The following is a 14,473-nucleotide window of genomic DNA, read 5'->3' as shown; positions in this document are numbered from 1 at the left end:
CCCGCCCCCCGCCCGGGGGGGGGCCCGGGGGGGGCGGCGCGGGGGGGGGGGGGGCCCCCCCCCCGCGGGCCCCCCCGGGGGGCCCCCCCCCCCGGGGCCCCGGGGGGGGGGGGCCCCCCCCACGACACCCCGCGCACACCCGTCCGGCACGGGGGCTCGGTACGGGGCTCGGTACGGGCTGCGGGTGCAGCACCGGACGCGGAGTTCAGCCGCGGACGCGGGGCTCAGGGGCGCTGGTGAAGCTCGGGCGCGTTGGTGACGCCCGAGCACGTTTGCGGAGCCGAGGTACCAAGGACGGGCTCAGGTACGGGTCCAGAAACAGAACACGTGCCCGATCGGATCGAGGCAGACACGGACGTCCTCCTCCGGCTGGTACCCGGCTTCGCGCGCGCCGAGTTCGATCGCCCGCCCCACTGCCTCTGCCAGGTCGTCCGTCTCGATGTCGAGGTGCATCGTCATCCGCGCCTCCCCCGGCGAGCCCGGCCAGACGGGTGGCACGAAATCCGGGTCGATCTGGAAGGCGAGGCTGCCCGTGCCCCCGGGCCCGCGGAGCTTCACCCAGTCGGGCTCCTCCGACTCCGTGTGCCAGCCGAGGAGTTCGCGGTAGAAGGCCGCCAGAAGCGCCGGGTCGGGAGCGTTGAGGACCGGCCCCGTGAGCCTCAGGAAGGGGCGTGGGAAGGACATGGCCGAACTCCTTGCGTCGAGCCGCCCCGTGCTGGGCGCGCATACGCGGGGCGTACGCCGCCACGATGGGACCGGTGGTGATGCGATGGGTTCCGATGCGATGTGATGCGATGTGATGAGATCGAATGCGGTCGGGGCAGGGTCAGGACGCCGCGGCGAACGCGTTGACGCCGGTCAGGTCGGCGGACAACTGCCAGAGCCGCGTGGCCTGTTCCGGGTCCACCGCGTAGCCGCGCACACCGCCGGGCACCTCGGGGTCGTCGTTGGGCTCCGCGATGTCGCAGTCCTCGCAGTAGACCCCGCCCGCGCCGTCGAGCTGCGGTGAAGTGGCCGCCCACACCTCGGTCGAGGCCCCCTGCTCGGGCGTCTTGAAGGAGTCGTTGACCGGTTTGCCCTCCTCGTCGATCCAGCCGAAGGCCACCATCTCCTCCTTCGGCAGATGCCGCTGGAGCGGTGTGAGGATGCCTCCCGGGTGCAGTGCGAACGCCCGTACGCCGGACGCCTTGGCGAGCCGGTCGAGTTCGACGGCGAACAGCACGTTCGCCGTCTTGGCCTGCCCGTAGGCCTCCCACTTGTCGTAGCCGTTCTCGAACTGGATGTCGTCCCAGCGGATCGGGGAGCGCCGGTGGCCGCCGGACGACACCGAGACCACGCGGGCACCGTCGGCAAGGGCGGGCCAGAGCCGGTTGACGAGCGCGAAGTGGCCGAGGTGGTTGGTGGCGAACTGCGCTTCCCAGCCGGGGCCCACGCGCGTCTCGGGACAGGCCATCACGCCCGCGTTGCCGATGATCATGTCGATGGCGCGCCCCGAGGCGAGAAAACGCTCGGCGAAGGCGCGCACGCTGTCGAGATCACCGAGGTCCAGTTCGTCGACCTCGACGTTCTCCAGCCCCTCCACGGCGGCCCTGGCCGCCTCCGGCCGCCGCGCGGGCACGACGACCTGGGCGCCCGCGCCCGCCAGCGCGCGGGTCGCTTCGAGGCCGATGCCCGAGTAACCGCCGGTCAGGACGGCCAGCTTGCCTGTGAGGTCGATCCCCCGCAGGACCTCGGCTGCGGTGGTGTGGGCTCCGAACCCTGATCCGATGTGGTGCTGAGGCGTGTTCATAGGGCCAGGCTACGAATTCGAGCGCGCTCGAAGTCAAACACGCGCGGGACGCGCCGGACCCGGTTTCCTGACGCGCCCAGTGGTGGAACCGCGGGCATGCCGACAGCGGGCTGTCCATGTGGGAGCGCCGCGTCCAGTGGCACCGTGTCCTGAGAGGCCGCGCAAGGCACACACCGCGCACGGCTCGACGGGACCGGCTCGACGGGACCGGCTCGGTGGAGCCGGCGAGTCCCGCCGCCGCGAGCGGTCGTACCTCATCGCGGCAATCCGCGCTCCCAACGGGCAGTGCCGCCCTCCGGCCCACGCGCGACTGGGCCGAGGGGGGGCCACAGACAGGGGCGCCCGGCTGTCGGCCGCGGGGCCGATGCCGGGCATCCGCGGGCAGCGCTCAGACGCCCTGCCCGCTCCCACTGTCACCGGCACCGGCCGGAGCAGCCTTGATGCCCTTGACCATCGTGTCCAGCACGCTGAGTGCCGGCGCCTTGCTGCTGACGTCGAACCCGGCCCGCACCATCACCATCTGGCCCTGGGCCGAGGGAGAAGGGAACGCGAGCGACTCGACGTACCCGTCGTCGCCCTTGCTCGTGACGACCTTCCACAGCACCAGGAAGCCGTCCTTGCCCGCGACCTTCACTGCCTCCGACTTCAGCTGCTGGTGCGAGGTGATCTTGCCGTAGACACCGCCATCGCCGTACGACTCCTGGGCGTTGGCCGCGATGTCCTGTTGAGCGGCGGCCTTCGCCGTCGTCGCGGTGTCCTTCAGACTGGTCGCGGGCGCCGAGAACACACCGCCTCGCACGCAGGTCTGCCCCGAGTCACCCGGGCACTTGTAGTTCCCGGTCGTCACACCGGCACCGGCGAGCCCCGACTGACCCGTCCAGCCGCTGGGCACCGGGAGGTCGATCCCGCTGGCCGCGTCGGTGGCGAAGCCCTTCTCGGTCTGGGGGAGTTGGCCCTGACCGTCACCGCCGGAGCCACCGCTGCCACTGCCGCCGTCGCCACCCTGCGGGTCTTGCTCGGGGCTGGTGGGCAGACCGCCCCCCGAGCCGCCGGAACCTCCCCCGTAGCCGCCGCGTCCGCCCTGGCCCTGCTGCGCGGGGGCGGACGGAGCGGAGCCCGCCGCCCTCGCCCCGCCGTCGTCACCGTTGCTCTTGCCGAGCAGGTAGAAGCCTCCGGCGAGTGCGAGCGCCACCACGCCCGCCGTCACCGACACCGCCACCTTCCGGCCGCGGGTGCCGCGCGGCGCGCCCTGCGGCATGGGCGGATACCCGTAGCCCGGGAGGCCGGGCTCGGCGCCCGTGTCCGGCGTCTGCGGCGACGCCGGGTGCAGGTGGTCGGTCCAGGCGGACCCGTCCCACCAACGGTGCTGGCGGGGGCCTTCGCCTGTCTGACCCGGATCGGGGTACCAGCCGGGAGGTGTCGAGTTGGTCACCCGACCACTCTATTCAGCTTGTCGTATCGGCCGGTGAGAGGGGGATGAGAATCAGCGGCCCAACTCCCGTTTGGTGACCTTTCCCATGTCGTTGCGGGGCAGTGCGTCCAGGAAGCGCACCTCACGGGGCCGCTTGTGCGCCGCCAGTTCACTCGCGACGTGCGCCGCCAGCTCATCAGGGGCGGGAGGGGCCGCCGGGTCGGCCGGTACGACCCAGGCGATGATCCGCTCCCCCAGGTCGTCGTCGGGCTCGCCGGTGACCGCAGCCTCGGCCACGCCGGGGTGGTCGAGCAGGGCGTTCTCGATCTCACCCGCACCGATCTTGTAGCCGCCGCTCTTGATCAGGTCGGTCGCCCTGCGCCCGACGATGCGGATGTATCCGTCGGCGTCCCGGACCGCCATGTCCCCGGTCCTGAACCAACCGGCCGAGAACGCGGCCTCCGTCGCGTCGCGACGGTTGAGGTACCCGGTGAACACGTTGTCCCCGCGCACCTGGATCTCGCCGATCGTCCTCCCGTCGTACGTGTCGAGCACGCCGCCGTCGTCGTCCACGAGCCGCAGGTCCACACCGGGCAGGGGCACGCCCACGCTCCCGGCGCGCGGCTCGCCGTCCGCGCGCACGCTCGTGTTCATCAGCGTCTCGGTCATGCCGTACCGCTCGACCACCTGACGCCCGGTCGCCCCAGTGATCCTGCGGTGATCGGGCAGCGGCAGCGGCGCGGACCCGGACACCAGCAGCCGTGCGCCGGACAGCGCCGCGACGAGCCCGGCGTCGTCCCGCACAGCCGCGGCCACACGGTGGTACATCGTCGGCACGCCGAACAGCATCGTCCCGCCGTCCGACAGCTCCCGCGCGACCGCCGCGGTGTCGAACCTGCCGATGTGCCGCATCGAACCGCCGCGCCGCAGCGGACCGAGCACCCCGATCACCAGGCCGTGTACATGGAACAGCGGCAGTGCGTGGACCACCACGTCGTCCCCGGTCCACTGCCAGGCGTCGGCGAGCGCGTCCAGTGTCGCGGCGAGCGCGCGGCGCGGCAGGATCGCTCCCTTCGGCGGTCCCGTGGTGCCCGAGGTGTAGATGATCAGGGCCGGGCTCTCCCGATCGGGCTCCGGCAGCGGCGCGGCGGGGCCGCCGCTCTCGGGCACGACGGGCACGGTGACCCGTTCGATGCCGTCCAGCGCGGACGGCAACGCGGCGTCCGCTTCCGCGATCACCAGCTCGGGTGCGCTGTCGGCGACGACGTGGGCGAGCTCGCGCTCACCGCTGCGCGGATTGAGCGGTACGGCGGGCACCCCGGCCAGCAGCGCGGCCATGACTCCGATCGCGGTGTCGGCGCTCGGGGTGGCCCAGACCGCGATCCGGCGGGCGCCGTCGATCCTGGCGGCGAGGGCGGTCGCGGTGGCGGCGAGTTCCGCGTAACCGAGGGTGCGATCGCCGAAGCGGAGGGCCGGACGCCCGTCGGGCGCGGCGAGGGCCGGGAAGAGAGGGGACACACGGGGACCAGTCGGCTGCGTCATGACGCGCAGTATGCCGGGCGGGCCGTCCCCGCCGTTCGGGCATGGCAGCGGCCGGCGCGGAAGGGTTCGGTTCCGGCACGGAACCAGTCAGTGCGGAAGGGCTCGGTTCGGCACGGAACCAGGCAGTTACGAAGAGTCTCTTCGCGGTCGCGAACGGTTCCCCACACACCCGCGACCGCGCGATCCCGCGATTTCGCGGCTGTGCGGTGCCGGAGTGCTGGTGTACTCGGCCGCTCGGCCGCCGGCCACCCGGCCGACGGTTGCTCCCCTCCCGGCACGTGGCTGCCCAGCGCTTCAGCCGCGCTCCGGGGATGGCCCGGACATGTGAAAGCCCCGGCTGGTTCGGGGGTTCCCAGCCGGGGCCGATCGAAGGTGGTTACGGAGGGCGGTCGCCTAGCGGCGAAAGGCTCCATGGGGCTTCAGCCGAACGATCTTCCCCATGGGCTATAGGTGAGGCCCGGGGACACTGTCCCCTCCGCAGCCACGTATGGATCAACGCTCAACCACACCGACTTGTTCCGCCGCTCTCCCCCCGCGCGTGTGAACTGTGCCACCGCGCGGAGTCACCGCGGAGCGGGGCGGCCGGCGCCGTCAGTCTTCCCGCTCGGTCCTGCCGTCGTCGTTCTTCCGGTACGAGCCGTACTTGCGCTCGAACCTCTCCACACGGCCTTCCGTGTCCACGACCCGGCCCTTGCCGGTGTAGAACGGATGGCTCGCGGAGGAGATCTCCACGTCCACCACGGGATAGGTGTTGCCGTCCTCCCACTCCACCCTCTTGTCGGAGTCGAGCGTCGAGTGGGTAAGGAAGGCGTCGCCCGTGGCGGTGTCACGGAAGACGACCGCGCGGGACTCGGGGTGGATGCCAGGCTTCATAACGATGTCCTTCCTCTCGTCTGGGCGGCCTGCGTCTGCGGACGGCCTCTACGGGTACCCCCGCCGGTCAGCGCGACTCGCGGTACAGCACATGCGCTCCGGCCGCCGGGTCGAACTTCCGCAGTTCGAGCCGGTCGGGGTTGTTGCGGCGGTTCTTGCGCGTCACGTACGTGTGCCCGGTCCCCGCGGTGGACCGGAGGGTGACCACAGGGCGTGTCTCACTGCGTGCCATGCGTGCTCCAGACGGTCTGCTCCGACTCCGTCCCGTACGCCGGGCCTGCGTTCGCCCGGCTTGTCCGGTCTGGATGTCATGTTCATCAAGCGGTGTCGCCCGGTGTAACACGGCGTTCGCGTGCGGCATTCCCGGGCTGTCCGGGATGCCGTGACAGGGGACACTGGAGGACATGGCAGGACTCCCGGCCCGGGTTCCCCCGGCCGGGCAGCCGGAATGCGGCGCTGTCCAGGCGGGTTGTCCCCGACGGCACGGCCCGGACCGTGCCGGTGGAGACGGACGAGAGCGGAAGCGGGTGGCAGGAGCCATGGGCGAGTTGATCCTGGTACGGCACGGAGAGACCGAGTGGACACTGTCCGGGCGGCACACCGGGAACACCGACATCCCGCTCACCGCCCGCGGTGAGGACCAGGCGCGCGCCGTGGCCCCGCTGCTCGCGGACCGCACGGTGGGCCTGACACTCGTGAGCCCGCTGGGCCGTACGGAGCGCACGGCCGAGCTGGCCGGCCTCACGGACTACCGCGTCTCCACCGACCTGCACGAGTGGGACTACGGCGGATACGAGGGCGTCACCACGGAGAAGATCCACACGACGCGCCCCGACTGGTACCTGTGGACCGACGGCGTGATCCCCGGCGACGCGGACCATCCGGGTGAGACTCCGGAACAGGTGGCGGAGCGCGCCGACCGGGTGCTCGCCGAGGTCCGGAAGGCGATGGCGGAGACGGACGACGATGTGGCGCTGGTGTCGCACGGCCATTTCCTGCGCATGCTGACCGCCCGCTACCTGGAACTCGCACCGGCGGCGGGCAGCCTCTTCAAACTGGAGACAGGCACGCTGTCCCGTCTCGGCACCGAGCACGACCGTCCCGTGATCACCGCGTGGAACCTCCAGATCTCCGAGAGCGTGCTGCGCGCGGAGCTGCGGGCCCGCGACACCGCCGACGTCTGAGAGCCCGGGCCGCCCCGGCACTGCTGGGCCCCGGAGACGGGGCCGCTCCCGCACCGCCGTTGCCCGAAGGGGCCCCTTCGCGGCGCCCCGGCCGCACAAGGCGATGGACGCGGAGGAGCCCCGAGCCGCCGGGATCTCCCCCACGTGCGGCGGATGTCCTCCGGCACGCGTCAACGCCGCGCAGACGCATCGTCAATAACACCTCGCGGAAGGTCACTCGATCGGACCGTCGTTGCCACCGCGTTCCCCCGACTTGCCCAACAGGGCGCGAGACTCGGCGGTTTACCCACTTTGATCATCGGGTAACCGCAGCCAACCATCACAAGGGCGCCCCTGCGCCGCACCGTGCATGCGCAGCCCGGCAGGAGTTTCGGACGATGACGCAACCCGCGCGACCCGAGATCGGAACGGTCACCACCAAGGTTCCCGCAAGGCTGGACCGGCTCCCCTGGTCCCGCTGGCACTGGATGATCGTGATCGGCCTGGGCACGGTGTGGATTCTCGACGGTCTTGAAGTGACCGTCGTCGGCAACATCGCCAGCCGGCTGTCCGAGAAGGGCAGCGGGCTGAGTATCACCGACGGCCAGGTCACCGGCATCGGTGCGGCGCTGTATGTGGCCGGTGCCTGCTCCGGGGCGCTGGTCTTCGGATGGCTCACCGACCGGTTCGGCCGGAAAAAGCTGTTCATGATCACTCTTGCGGTGTACCTGACCGCCACCGCGGCCACCGCGCTGTCCTTCTCGGCGTGGTGGTTCTTCCTCTTCCGCTTCCTCACCGGTTTCGGCATCGGCGGCGAGTACGCGGCGATCAACTCGGCGATCGACGAGCTCATCCCCAGCAGGTTCCGTGGCCGTGTCGACCTCATCATCAACGGCAGCTACTGGCTCGGTGCCGTCGGCGGCGCACTGCTGTCGGTGCTGGCGCTGAACACCGACATCTTCCCCAAGGACCTGGGCTGGCGGCTGACGTTCGCACTCGGTGTGGTGCTGGGCCTGGTGATCCTGGTGGTGCGCCGCCATGTTCCGGAGAGTCCACGGTGGATGTTCATCCACGGCTACGAGCGACAGGCGGAGGACCTGGTCTCGGGTGTGGAGCGGCAGGTCGAGGCCGAGAAGGGGGAGCGGCTGCCCGAGGCGTCCGGCGCCATCACCGTCCAGCAGCACCGCACCATCAGCCTCTGGAGGATCGCCAAGACCCTCACCACGGGCTACCCCAAGCGGGCGGTGCTCGGCTTCTCCCTCTTCGTCGGGCAGGCCTTCCTCTACAACGCCATCACCTTCGGTTTCGGGTCGATCCTGGTGAACTTCTTCAGTGTCTCCAGCGGTTCGACCGGCTACTTCTTCGCGGTCATCGCGGTGGGCAACTTCCTCGGCCCGCTGCTGCTGGGGAAGCTGTTCGACACCGTGGGCCGCAGGAGGATGATCTCCGGAACGTACATCCTCTCGGGTCTCCTGCTGTTCGTCACGGCCTGGGTGTTCAACGAGGGGTGGCTGAGCGCCACCACGATGACCGTGTGCTGGGGCGTGGTGCTGTTCTTCGCGTCCGCCGGCGCGAGCTCCGCCTATCTGACGGTGAGCGAGATCTTCCCGATGGAGACGAGGGCGCTGGCGATCGCGCTGTTCTACGCGATCGGCACCGCGGCGGGCGGTATCTCGGGACCTCTGGTCTTCTCCTCGCTGACCAGCAGCGGGAACGTCGGCGACGCGGTGCTGGCGTTCTGCATCGGCGCGGCCCTGATGCTCGCCGCGGGACTCGTGGCCGTGTTCCTGGCGGTGCCCGCGGAGGGCAGGTCGCTGGAGGACATCGCCACTCCCCTCTCAGCGCGCGGCGTCAAGGGCGGAGGTACCAAGAACACTCCCGGCACCCCCGCCGTCTGAACCGCGCGAACGCGGCGGCGCCCCCCGCCGGAAGGCCGGGGGCGCCGCTTTTACGCGCGGGCAGGGCGGGTCAGGACTGGACGTCGCCGGCCACATCCGCCGCCCGCCTGCGCATCAGCGCGTTGCCGCACAGGGCCAGCGCGGCGATCGCGCAGCACAGTGCGACGGTGCGGGCCCACATATGGGAGCCGCCGAGGCTGTCGGCCGGGAGCGAGATGCTGCCGAAGCCGGCCATGGAGTGGATGACCAGCACCCCGGCGGCGACCACCGCGCTCGCGGTCCAGGTCCACACCATGTCCTGCACCATCAGCCAGACCGCGAGCACCAGGCAGAGGACGGTGATGACCAGCGAGAGGGCGTCGGAGTGGCCGCCGGAGCGCAGCTCCGTGAGGTTCTTCGGCAGGTTGACCAGACCCATCACGATCAGTGCCGCCCCGGCGGGCCAGCGCAACACCGACCGCAGGGCCTGGGGCGGGTTCACGGCCGGTTCGGCCGACCGCAGCTCCACCGCCTTGACGGCATGGCGAGGCCCGGGCCTGGCGGGCCTGCGCAGCGACAACGGCGTCTGCGGTACGGGGTGCTGTGCGACGGTGGGCGGCACGCAACGGAACGTGCTGCCACGGGGCCGGGCCTCCGAGACCCGGACGGCCCTCTGCTGCCCGGCCGCGGCCGGCGCGTCGCCCACGGCGGGCCCGGACTCGTTGACGGGTTCCGCGATACGCGCCGTCACAGCCGTCACCACGGTCTCCGCGACGGGTTCCACGGCAGGTTCGGCAACCGGCTCGGCGAGGGATGCCCCGACCGGCTCCGGTGCGGAGTCAGGGTCGGGGGCCGTCTCGCGTGCCACGGACACGGCCGGCGTATGCGCTCCGGCTGCGCGCTCCCGCTCCGCTCCGGCCCGCCCGGCCTCGTCGGCCTCGGCCCCGCGGTTCCCGTCGGTGCCGAGGATGCTGACCAGTTGGACGACGTCCTCGATGGGCCGGCCCACGGCGGCGGCGCGCAGCGTCGTGTCCGCCTCTTCCGGCTGCTGCGGCGGCGAGTTGAGCATCAGCACGAGCTGCCTGACCTCGTCCAGGGGGCGGGCGACGGCAGCCGCCTTCAGGGCCTCGTCCGCGGGGCTCGGCACCTCGCCCGTGCGCCGGAGCAGGCTGACGAGCGCGGCGACCTCGTCCAGCGGGCGGATCGTCGCCGCGGTCCAGAGGAGCGTGCGTATGGGTTCCCTGGACCTGGCCCCGTCCCCTTCGGGGCTCGGATGCTCCCGTCCTGCGGTCTGCGGGTCGAGTGACATGGGCGCGGCTCCCTCTGCCGAACAGCCACGGGTGGGGCACACACCGTGTTGATCACTGGGCCGGGCGCCACGAACGACGCCCCTCTTCGCTTCATGACAGCCTTCCCGAGAGGGTTGCGCCATCCGGGACGCGCAGAAGGGGGACCCGGGGTCCCGGCGGCGTTCCCGGGAGCGCGAAGGGGGGGGGGGGGGGGCGGGCGCCCCGCCCCCCCCCCCCCCCCCGCCCGTGCGTCGGCCCGGGGGCGCCCCGGGGGGGGGGGCCCCGCGGGTCAGGAGGGGAGGATATTCTCCGCCTGGGGACCCTTGTGGCCCTGGGTCACGTCGAAGGTGACCTTCTGGCCCTCCGCAAGCTCACGGTAGCCGGACGTCGCGATGTTGGAGTAGTGCGCGAAGACGTCCGGGCCGCCGCTGTCCTGCGCGATGAATCCGAAGCCCTTTTCCGAGCTGAACCACTTGACGGTGCCACTGGCCATGCCGATTCTCCGTATTCCGCGAAGCGAGGGCTGCCGCACGGCGCGACAGACCGGAGGTGATCGCCTTGGTCCGGACACGCTGAACAGCATGAACGCCCGTAACGGAGCGTCACGGGCGAGCGGTACTTCGGAACCACGACAGCTGATCAGGACGCTACATGGCCGGGCGCGGTACAGCCACAGAAGGCGGGGTCATCGACCGGCCTCGTGTCGCGTACCGCGCCCAGGAGTTCACCCCCGCGGCCCATACCGCGGGTCCTACCAGCGGTCGTGGACCGACGCCCTGATCCTGCGGTCGTAGAGGTCGCGCACCGCGGCGAGCGTCTCGGGCGACAACGCGGGAAGCGCCGCGGCGGCGGCGTTGCCCTTCGCCTGGGCCCGGGACCTGGCGCCGGGAATGACACTGCTGACGCCGTCCTGCTGGACGATCCAGCGCAGCGCCGTCGCCGCGGGCGTGGCGCCGGCGGGGGCGAGAGCCGCGAATTCGGCGGCGGCCGCGAGCCCCGTCTCGAAGTCGACACCGGAGAACGTCTCACCCTGGTCGAACGCCTCACCGTGCCGGTTGAAGGAGCGGTGGTCGTCCGCCGCGAACACCGTGTCCTTCGTGTATTTGCCGGTGAGCAGCCCGGAGGCGAGGGGAACGCGCGCGATGACGCCGACCCCCGCCGCACGCGCCGCGGGCAGAACCTCGTCCAGCGGCTTGAGACGGAACGGGTTGAGGATGATCTGGACGCTGGCGACGCCCGGCCGCGCGATCGCGGTCAGGGCCTGCGCGCAGGTCTCGACGCTCACCCCGTAGGCCGCGATCCGCTGCTCGGCGACGAGGGTGTCCAGGGCGTCGAACACCTCGTCGGACGCGAAGACGGCGCTCGGCGGGCAGTGCAGCTGCACCAGGTCGAGGGTGTCGACGCCCAGGTTGGCGCGGGACCTGTCGTTCCAGGTGCGGAAGTTGTCCAGCACGTAGTTCTCGGGCAGCTGCTCGGCGCGCCGGCCCATCTTCGTCGCGACGAAGACGCCGGCGTCCGGGCGCTCCTTCAGATAGCGGCCGATCAGTTGCTCGCTTCGGCCGTCGCCGTACACGTCCGCGGTGTCGAAAAAGGTCACACCGGACTCGACGGCGGCGTCCAGCACGTCGGTGGCGTCAGCCTCCGCCACATCCCCCCAGTCGGCGCCGAGCTGCCACGTCCCGAGTCCGACGACGGATACCTCGCGGCCGGTCCTGCCCAATACACGCTGCTCCATACGGTGCATGCTACGACGCGCCGGGGCACTGGGTTCCGCTCCCCCGTCGTACGGGTCCCTCAGTGCGGAAGGGCGGCGAGCTCCTCGCCCGGGCGTCCTGACACGCCGAGGTTCTGGTGGATCTCCAGCGTGGCCGTCGAGCGGTTGAGGGTGATGTAGTGCAGGCCGGGCGCGCCCTCCGCGAGCAGCCGCTCGGCCATCCGGGTAGCGTGTTCGACGCCGATCCGGTGGCCTTCCGCCGCGTCGTCGCGCACGGCTTCGAGCCGCCGCGCGAGGGCCTCGGGGAACCGGGCGTCGCTGAGTTCGGCGAAGCGGCGGATCTGCCGTACGTCCGTGGCCGGCATGATCTCGGGGATGATCGGTGTCGAGCAGCCGGCGGCGGCGAGCCGGTCCCGCAGCCGCAGGTAGTCCTCCACGTCGAAGAACATCTGGGTGATGGCGTAGTCGGCCCCGGCCCGGCACTTGGCGGCGAAGTGCCGGATGTCGCTCTCCCAGTCCGGGGAGCGCGGATGGCGCTCGGGGAAGGCGGCGACGCCGACGCTGAAGTCGCCGAGTTCCTTGATGAGGGTCACGAGTTCGTGCGCCTGGGTGAACCCCTCGGGGTGACGGACCCACTCCCCCTTGGGATCGCCGGGCGGGTCGCCGCGCAGCGCGAGGACATCGCGGATGCCGGCGTCGGCGTACTGCCCGATGATGTGCCGCAGCTCCGCGGTGGAGTGGCCGACGGCGGTCAGGTGGGCGACCGGCCGCAGAGTGGTCTCCGCGGCGATGCGCTTGGTGACCTCGACGGTCCGGTCGCGCGAGGAGCCGCCGGCGCCGTACGTCACGGAGACGAAGGACGGCGAGAGCGCCTCGATCCGGCGGATCGCCTTCCACAGGGTCCGCTCGCCCGCTTCCGTCTTCGGCGGGAAGAACTCGAAGGAGAACGAGGGCCGACCAGAGGCCAGCAGGGCGCGGGGCCCCTGTCCCTGGGGGTGCGGACGGTCTGCGGTCGTGGCCGCCATACGGGGTCCTTCCTCGGGGCTTCGGGCACGACGCCCGGCGTCGTGAACCTCCAACCCTAGCGAGATCAAGGGCACCGTGGGCCGTCGTCTCACCGGAGAGACCCCAAGAGCCACCACGGGCGGCGCCCCGCGCTGCCGCGCCGATCGAGCACGGTGTACGGGCGGGGGGCGGTGAGCCGGGACCCGGGCCAGGCGTGGTGCCCGGCGGGGCGGGCCACTCGCTGCCGTAGCGCCCGGTCGGCGGGGCGGCCAAAGGGCCTCGCACGGGGCCGCCCGCCGGCACACGGCCGGGGAACGCGGGCCCGGGGAGAGCCCGCGCGGTCGTGGACGAAGCCTCAGGCCACGCGGTAGCGCCGGACCTCCTCGCGCCTCACGGCCAGTCCGAGGCCGGGCGCCCCCGACGCGCCGGGTTCCACGGTGCCGCCCGCCGGATCGAGGAGCCCGTCGAAGAGCGCGCTCTCGACGCGGACGTGGTCGTGGGACCACTCCAGATGACGCAGGTTCGGCACGGCCGCGGCGACATGGGCCTGCGCGTGCGGCGCGCCGTGCCCCGAGATCTCCAGTCCGCAACTCTCCGCCACGGCCGCCGCCCGCAACCAGCCGGTGATCCCGCCGCAGCGGGTCACGTCGGCCTGGAGGCAGTCCACGGCGCCCGTCTGCGCCAGGCGGGCGAAATACGCCGGCTCCCCGCCGTACTCCCCCGCCGCGACCTCGGCCATGACGGCGTCCCGTACCTGCCGCAATCGTTCGGGGTGCTCGGCGGGGACGGGCTCCTCGAACCAGCTCACGCCGTCGTCCGCGCACAGCTCCGCGATCCGCACTGCCTGCTTGACGCTGTAGCCGCCGTCCGCGTCCACGTACAGCTCGGGAACCGGGCCCAGGATCTCGCGCGCGACATGGACGCGGTCCAGGTCGCGCTGGGGCGCGCGGCCCCGGTCCTCACCGATCTTGATCTTGACGCGGGGGATGCCGAGGTCCTCGGTCCAGCCGCGCAGCTGCCGTTCCAGCCGCGCCTGGCCGTACGGGACGTAGCCGCCGCTCGCGTAGACCGCGACCTCCCGGTTGACGGCGCCGAGGAGGGCCGTCAGCGGCAGGCCGATCAGCCGAGCCTTCAGGTCCCACAGGGCGATGTCGACGGCGGAGATCGCAGCAGTGACGAGTCCCGGGCGGCCGAGGCCGCGCACCGCGCGGTTCATGGCGTCATGGGCGGCGGGCACGTCGTACGCGCCGCGTCCGCGGACGACGGGCGCGAGAGCGCCGGTGACCACCCGGCCCACGGCCGGGTCGCCGTATGTCCAGCCGAGGCCGGCGGTGTCCCCTGCGACGGCCTCGACGAGGACGACGGTCGTGGCGGGCGGCGCCGGAGTGGCGTCCGCCGCGGGGCTCTCGGCCGGCACCGTGCACACGGTCACGTCGAGGCGGTCGACGGCGGGCCCCGCGGCATCGCGGTCGCCGTCGGCACCGGCACCGGCACCGGCAGGAATGGTCGGCATGATCCTCCTAGTACGGCCGCCGGAGCACCCGGTCCGTGTGACGGGCCGCACGTTGTGGTGGGAACGGTGACGGGGCGAAGCCCGGGCCGTGCGGGCCGGACGGGCCGGTCCCGCGCACCGGCCGGCTCACTGGACCCTAAGGACTTCCGGGCCTCCGGACCACCGGACCGGTCGCGGGGGGGGGGGCCCGCGCCCGCGGACGCGCCCGCGGCTCCGGCCCCCGGGGCGCCCCCCCTACCGCCGCCGGCCCGGGCCGGACGGCGGCCCCCGGGGCGGGCCGCCGCCCGGGTGCGGGCA

Annotated in this window: 13 protein-coding genes; 2 read left to right on the top strand and 11 right to left on the bottom strand. The window is 72.3% G+C overall.

From position 1 onward, the window contains the following. Window positions 1-300: 300 nt before the first annotated feature. The 6 genes from LCE31_RS03205 to rpmG all read right to left on the bottom strand — a co-directional run bounded on the left by LCE31_RS03205 (window position 301) and on the right by rpmG (window position 5,847). The gene (locus LCE31_RS03205; RefSeq protein ID WP_225012400.1) at window positions 301-684 is read right to left on the bottom strand and encodes a VOC family protein; all 384 of its coding nucleotides are present in this window, start codon (window positions 682-684) and stop codon (window positions 301-303) included. Between the two features lie 142 nt (window positions 685-826). Next, on the bottom strand, window positions 827-1,789 hold the full coding sequence (locus LCE31_RS03200; protein WP_225012399.1) for an SDR family NAD(P)-dependent oxidoreductase: 963 nt from the start codon (window positions 1,787-1,789) through the stop codon (window positions 827-829). A 388-nt stretch (window positions 1,790-2,177) separates the two neighbouring features. Next, complete coding sequence (locus tag LCE31_RS03195) at window positions 2,178-3,221, bottom strand: DUF2510 domain-containing protein (protein WP_225012398.1); 1,044 nt, start codon at window positions 3,219-3,221, stop codon at window positions 2,178-2,180. Window positions 3,222-3,272: 51 nt separating this feature from the next. Next, window positions 3,273-4,718, bottom strand: coding sequence for an acyl-CoA synthetase (locus LCE31_RS03190; protein WP_225012401.1), 1,446 nt, complete (start codon window positions 4,716-4,718; stop codon window positions 3,273-3,275). 615 nt (window positions 4,719-5,333) lie between these two features. After that, window positions 5,334-5,615: a type B 50S ribosomal protein L31 gene (locus LCE31_RS03185; RefSeq protein ID WP_225012397.1), complete on the bottom strand. Its 282-nt coding sequence runs from the start codon at window positions 5,613-5,615 to the stop codon at window positions 5,334-5,336. A 67-nt stretch (window positions 5,616-5,682) separates the two neighbouring features. Continuing rightward, window positions 5,683-5,847 carry a 50S ribosomal protein L33 gene (gene rpmG / locus LCE31_RS03180; RefSeq protein ID WP_225012396.1) on the bottom strand — a complete coding sequence of 55 codons (165 nt, stop codon included), beginning with the start codon at window positions 5,845-5,847 and terminating at the stop codon, window positions 5,683-5,685. Window positions 5,848-6,154: 307 nt separating this feature from the next. Between rpmG and LCE31_RS03175 the strand changes: the two genes are divergently transcribed. Together LCE31_RS03175 and LCE31_RS03170 are read left to right on the top strand one after the other, a co-directional pair. Further along, a complete protein-coding gene (locus LCE31_RS03175; RefSeq protein WP_225012395.1) occupies window positions 6,155-6,799 on the top strand; it encodes a histidine phosphatase family protein in 645 nt (214 codons plus the stop codon). Window positions 6,800-7,176: 377 nt separating this feature from the next. Next, window positions 7,177-8,676, top strand: coding sequence for an MFS transporter (locus LCE31_RS03170; protein WP_225012394.1), 1,500 nt, complete (start codon window positions 7,177-7,179; stop codon window positions 8,674-8,676). Between the two features lie 70 nt (window positions 8,677-8,746). Here the strand turns inward: LCE31_RS03170 and LCE31_RS03165 are convergent, their stop codons facing one another. The 5 genes from LCE31_RS03165 to LCE31_RS03145 form a co-directional block, all read right to left on the bottom strand. Beyond that, complete coding sequence (locus LCE31_RS03165) at window positions 8,747-9,964, bottom strand: hypothetical protein (RefSeq protein WP_225012393.1); 1,218 nt, start codon at window positions 9,962-9,964, stop codon at window positions 8,747-8,749. A gap of 269 nt (window positions 9,965-10,233) precedes the next feature. Beyond that, on the bottom strand, window positions 10,234-10,437 hold the full coding sequence (locus LCE31_RS03160) for a cold-shock protein (RefSeq protein WP_225012392.1): 204 nt from the start codon (window positions 10,435-10,437) through the stop codon (window positions 10,234-10,236). Between the two features lie 258 nt (window positions 10,438-10,695). Then, window positions 10,696-11,688 carry an aldo/keto reductase gene (locus LCE31_RS03155; RefSeq protein ID WP_225012391.1) on the bottom strand — a complete coding sequence of 331 codons (993 nt, stop codon included), beginning with the start codon at window positions 11,686-11,688 and terminating at the stop codon, window positions 10,696-10,698. Window positions 11,689-11,738: 50 nt separating this feature from the next. After that, window positions 11,739-12,683: a methylenetetrahydrofolate reductase [NAD(P)H] gene (metF, locus tag LCE31_RS03150; protein ID WP_225012390.1), complete on the bottom strand. Its 945-nt coding sequence runs from the start codon at window positions 12,681-12,683 to the stop codon at window positions 11,739-11,741. A gap of 335 nt (window positions 12,684-13,018) precedes the next feature. After that, window positions 13,019-14,176, bottom strand: a complete 1,158-nt coding sequence (locus tag LCE31_RS03145; RefSeq protein WP_225012389.1) for an enolase C-terminal domain-like protein — start codon at window positions 14,174-14,176, stop codon at window positions 13,019-13,021. Between the last annotated feature and the right edge of the window lie 297 nt (window positions 14,177-14,473).

Origin of the sequence: Streptomyces sp. 8L, from assembly GCF_020176795.1 — a bacterium.
Lineage (GTDB): Bacteria > Actinomycetota > Actinomycetes > Streptomycetales > Streptomycetaceae > Streptomyces.
Note: the sequence above shows the minus strand (reverse complement) of the source record. Positions and strands in the feature narration are given on the sequence as shown.

Bases quoted from the DNA above. Each gene is read 5' to 3' on its own strand.
- LCE31_RS03205 (WP_225012400.1), bottom strand. From the start codon at position 684: ATGTCCTTCCCACGCCCCTTCCTGAGGCTCACGGGGCCGGTCCTCAAC.
- LCE31_RS03200 (WP_225012399.1), bottom strand. From the start codon at position 1,789: ATGAACACGCCTCAGCACCACATCGGATCAGGGTTCGGAGCCCACACC.
- LCE31_RS03185 (WP_225012397.1), bottom strand. From the start codon at position 5,615: ATGAAGCCTGGCATCCACCCCGAGTCCCGCGCGGTCGTCTTCCGTGAC.
- rpmG (WP_225012396.1), bottom strand. From the start codon at position 5,847: ATGGCACGCAGTGAGACACGCCCTGTGGTCACCCTCCGGTCCACCGCG.
- LCE31_RS03175 (WP_225012395.1), top strand. From the start codon at position 6,155: ATGGGCGAGTTGATCCTGGTACGGCACGGAGAGACCGAGTGGACACTG.
- LCE31_RS03170 (WP_225012394.1), top strand. From the start codon at position 7,177: ATGACGCAACCCGCGCGACCCGAGATCGGAACGGTCACCACCAAGGTT.
- LCE31_RS03165 (WP_225012393.1), bottom strand. From the start codon at position 9,964: ATGTCACTCGACCCGCAGACCGCAGGACGGGAGCATCCGAGCCCCGAA.
- LCE31_RS03160 (WP_225012392.1), bottom strand. From the start codon at position 10,437: ATGGCCAGTGGCACCGTCAAGTGGTTCAGCTCGGAAAAGGGCTTCGGA.
- LCE31_RS03155 (WP_225012391.1), bottom strand. From the start codon at position 11,688: ATGCACCGTATGGAGCAGCGTGTATTGGGCAGGACCGGCCGCGAGGTA.
- metF (WP_225012390.1), bottom strand. From the start codon at position 12,683: ATGGCGGCCACGACCGCAGACCGTCCGCACCCCCAGGGACAGGGGCCC.
- LCE31_RS03145 (WP_225012389.1), bottom strand. From the start codon at position 14,176: ATGCCGACCATTCCTGCCGGTGCCGGTGCCGGTGCCGACGGCGACCGC.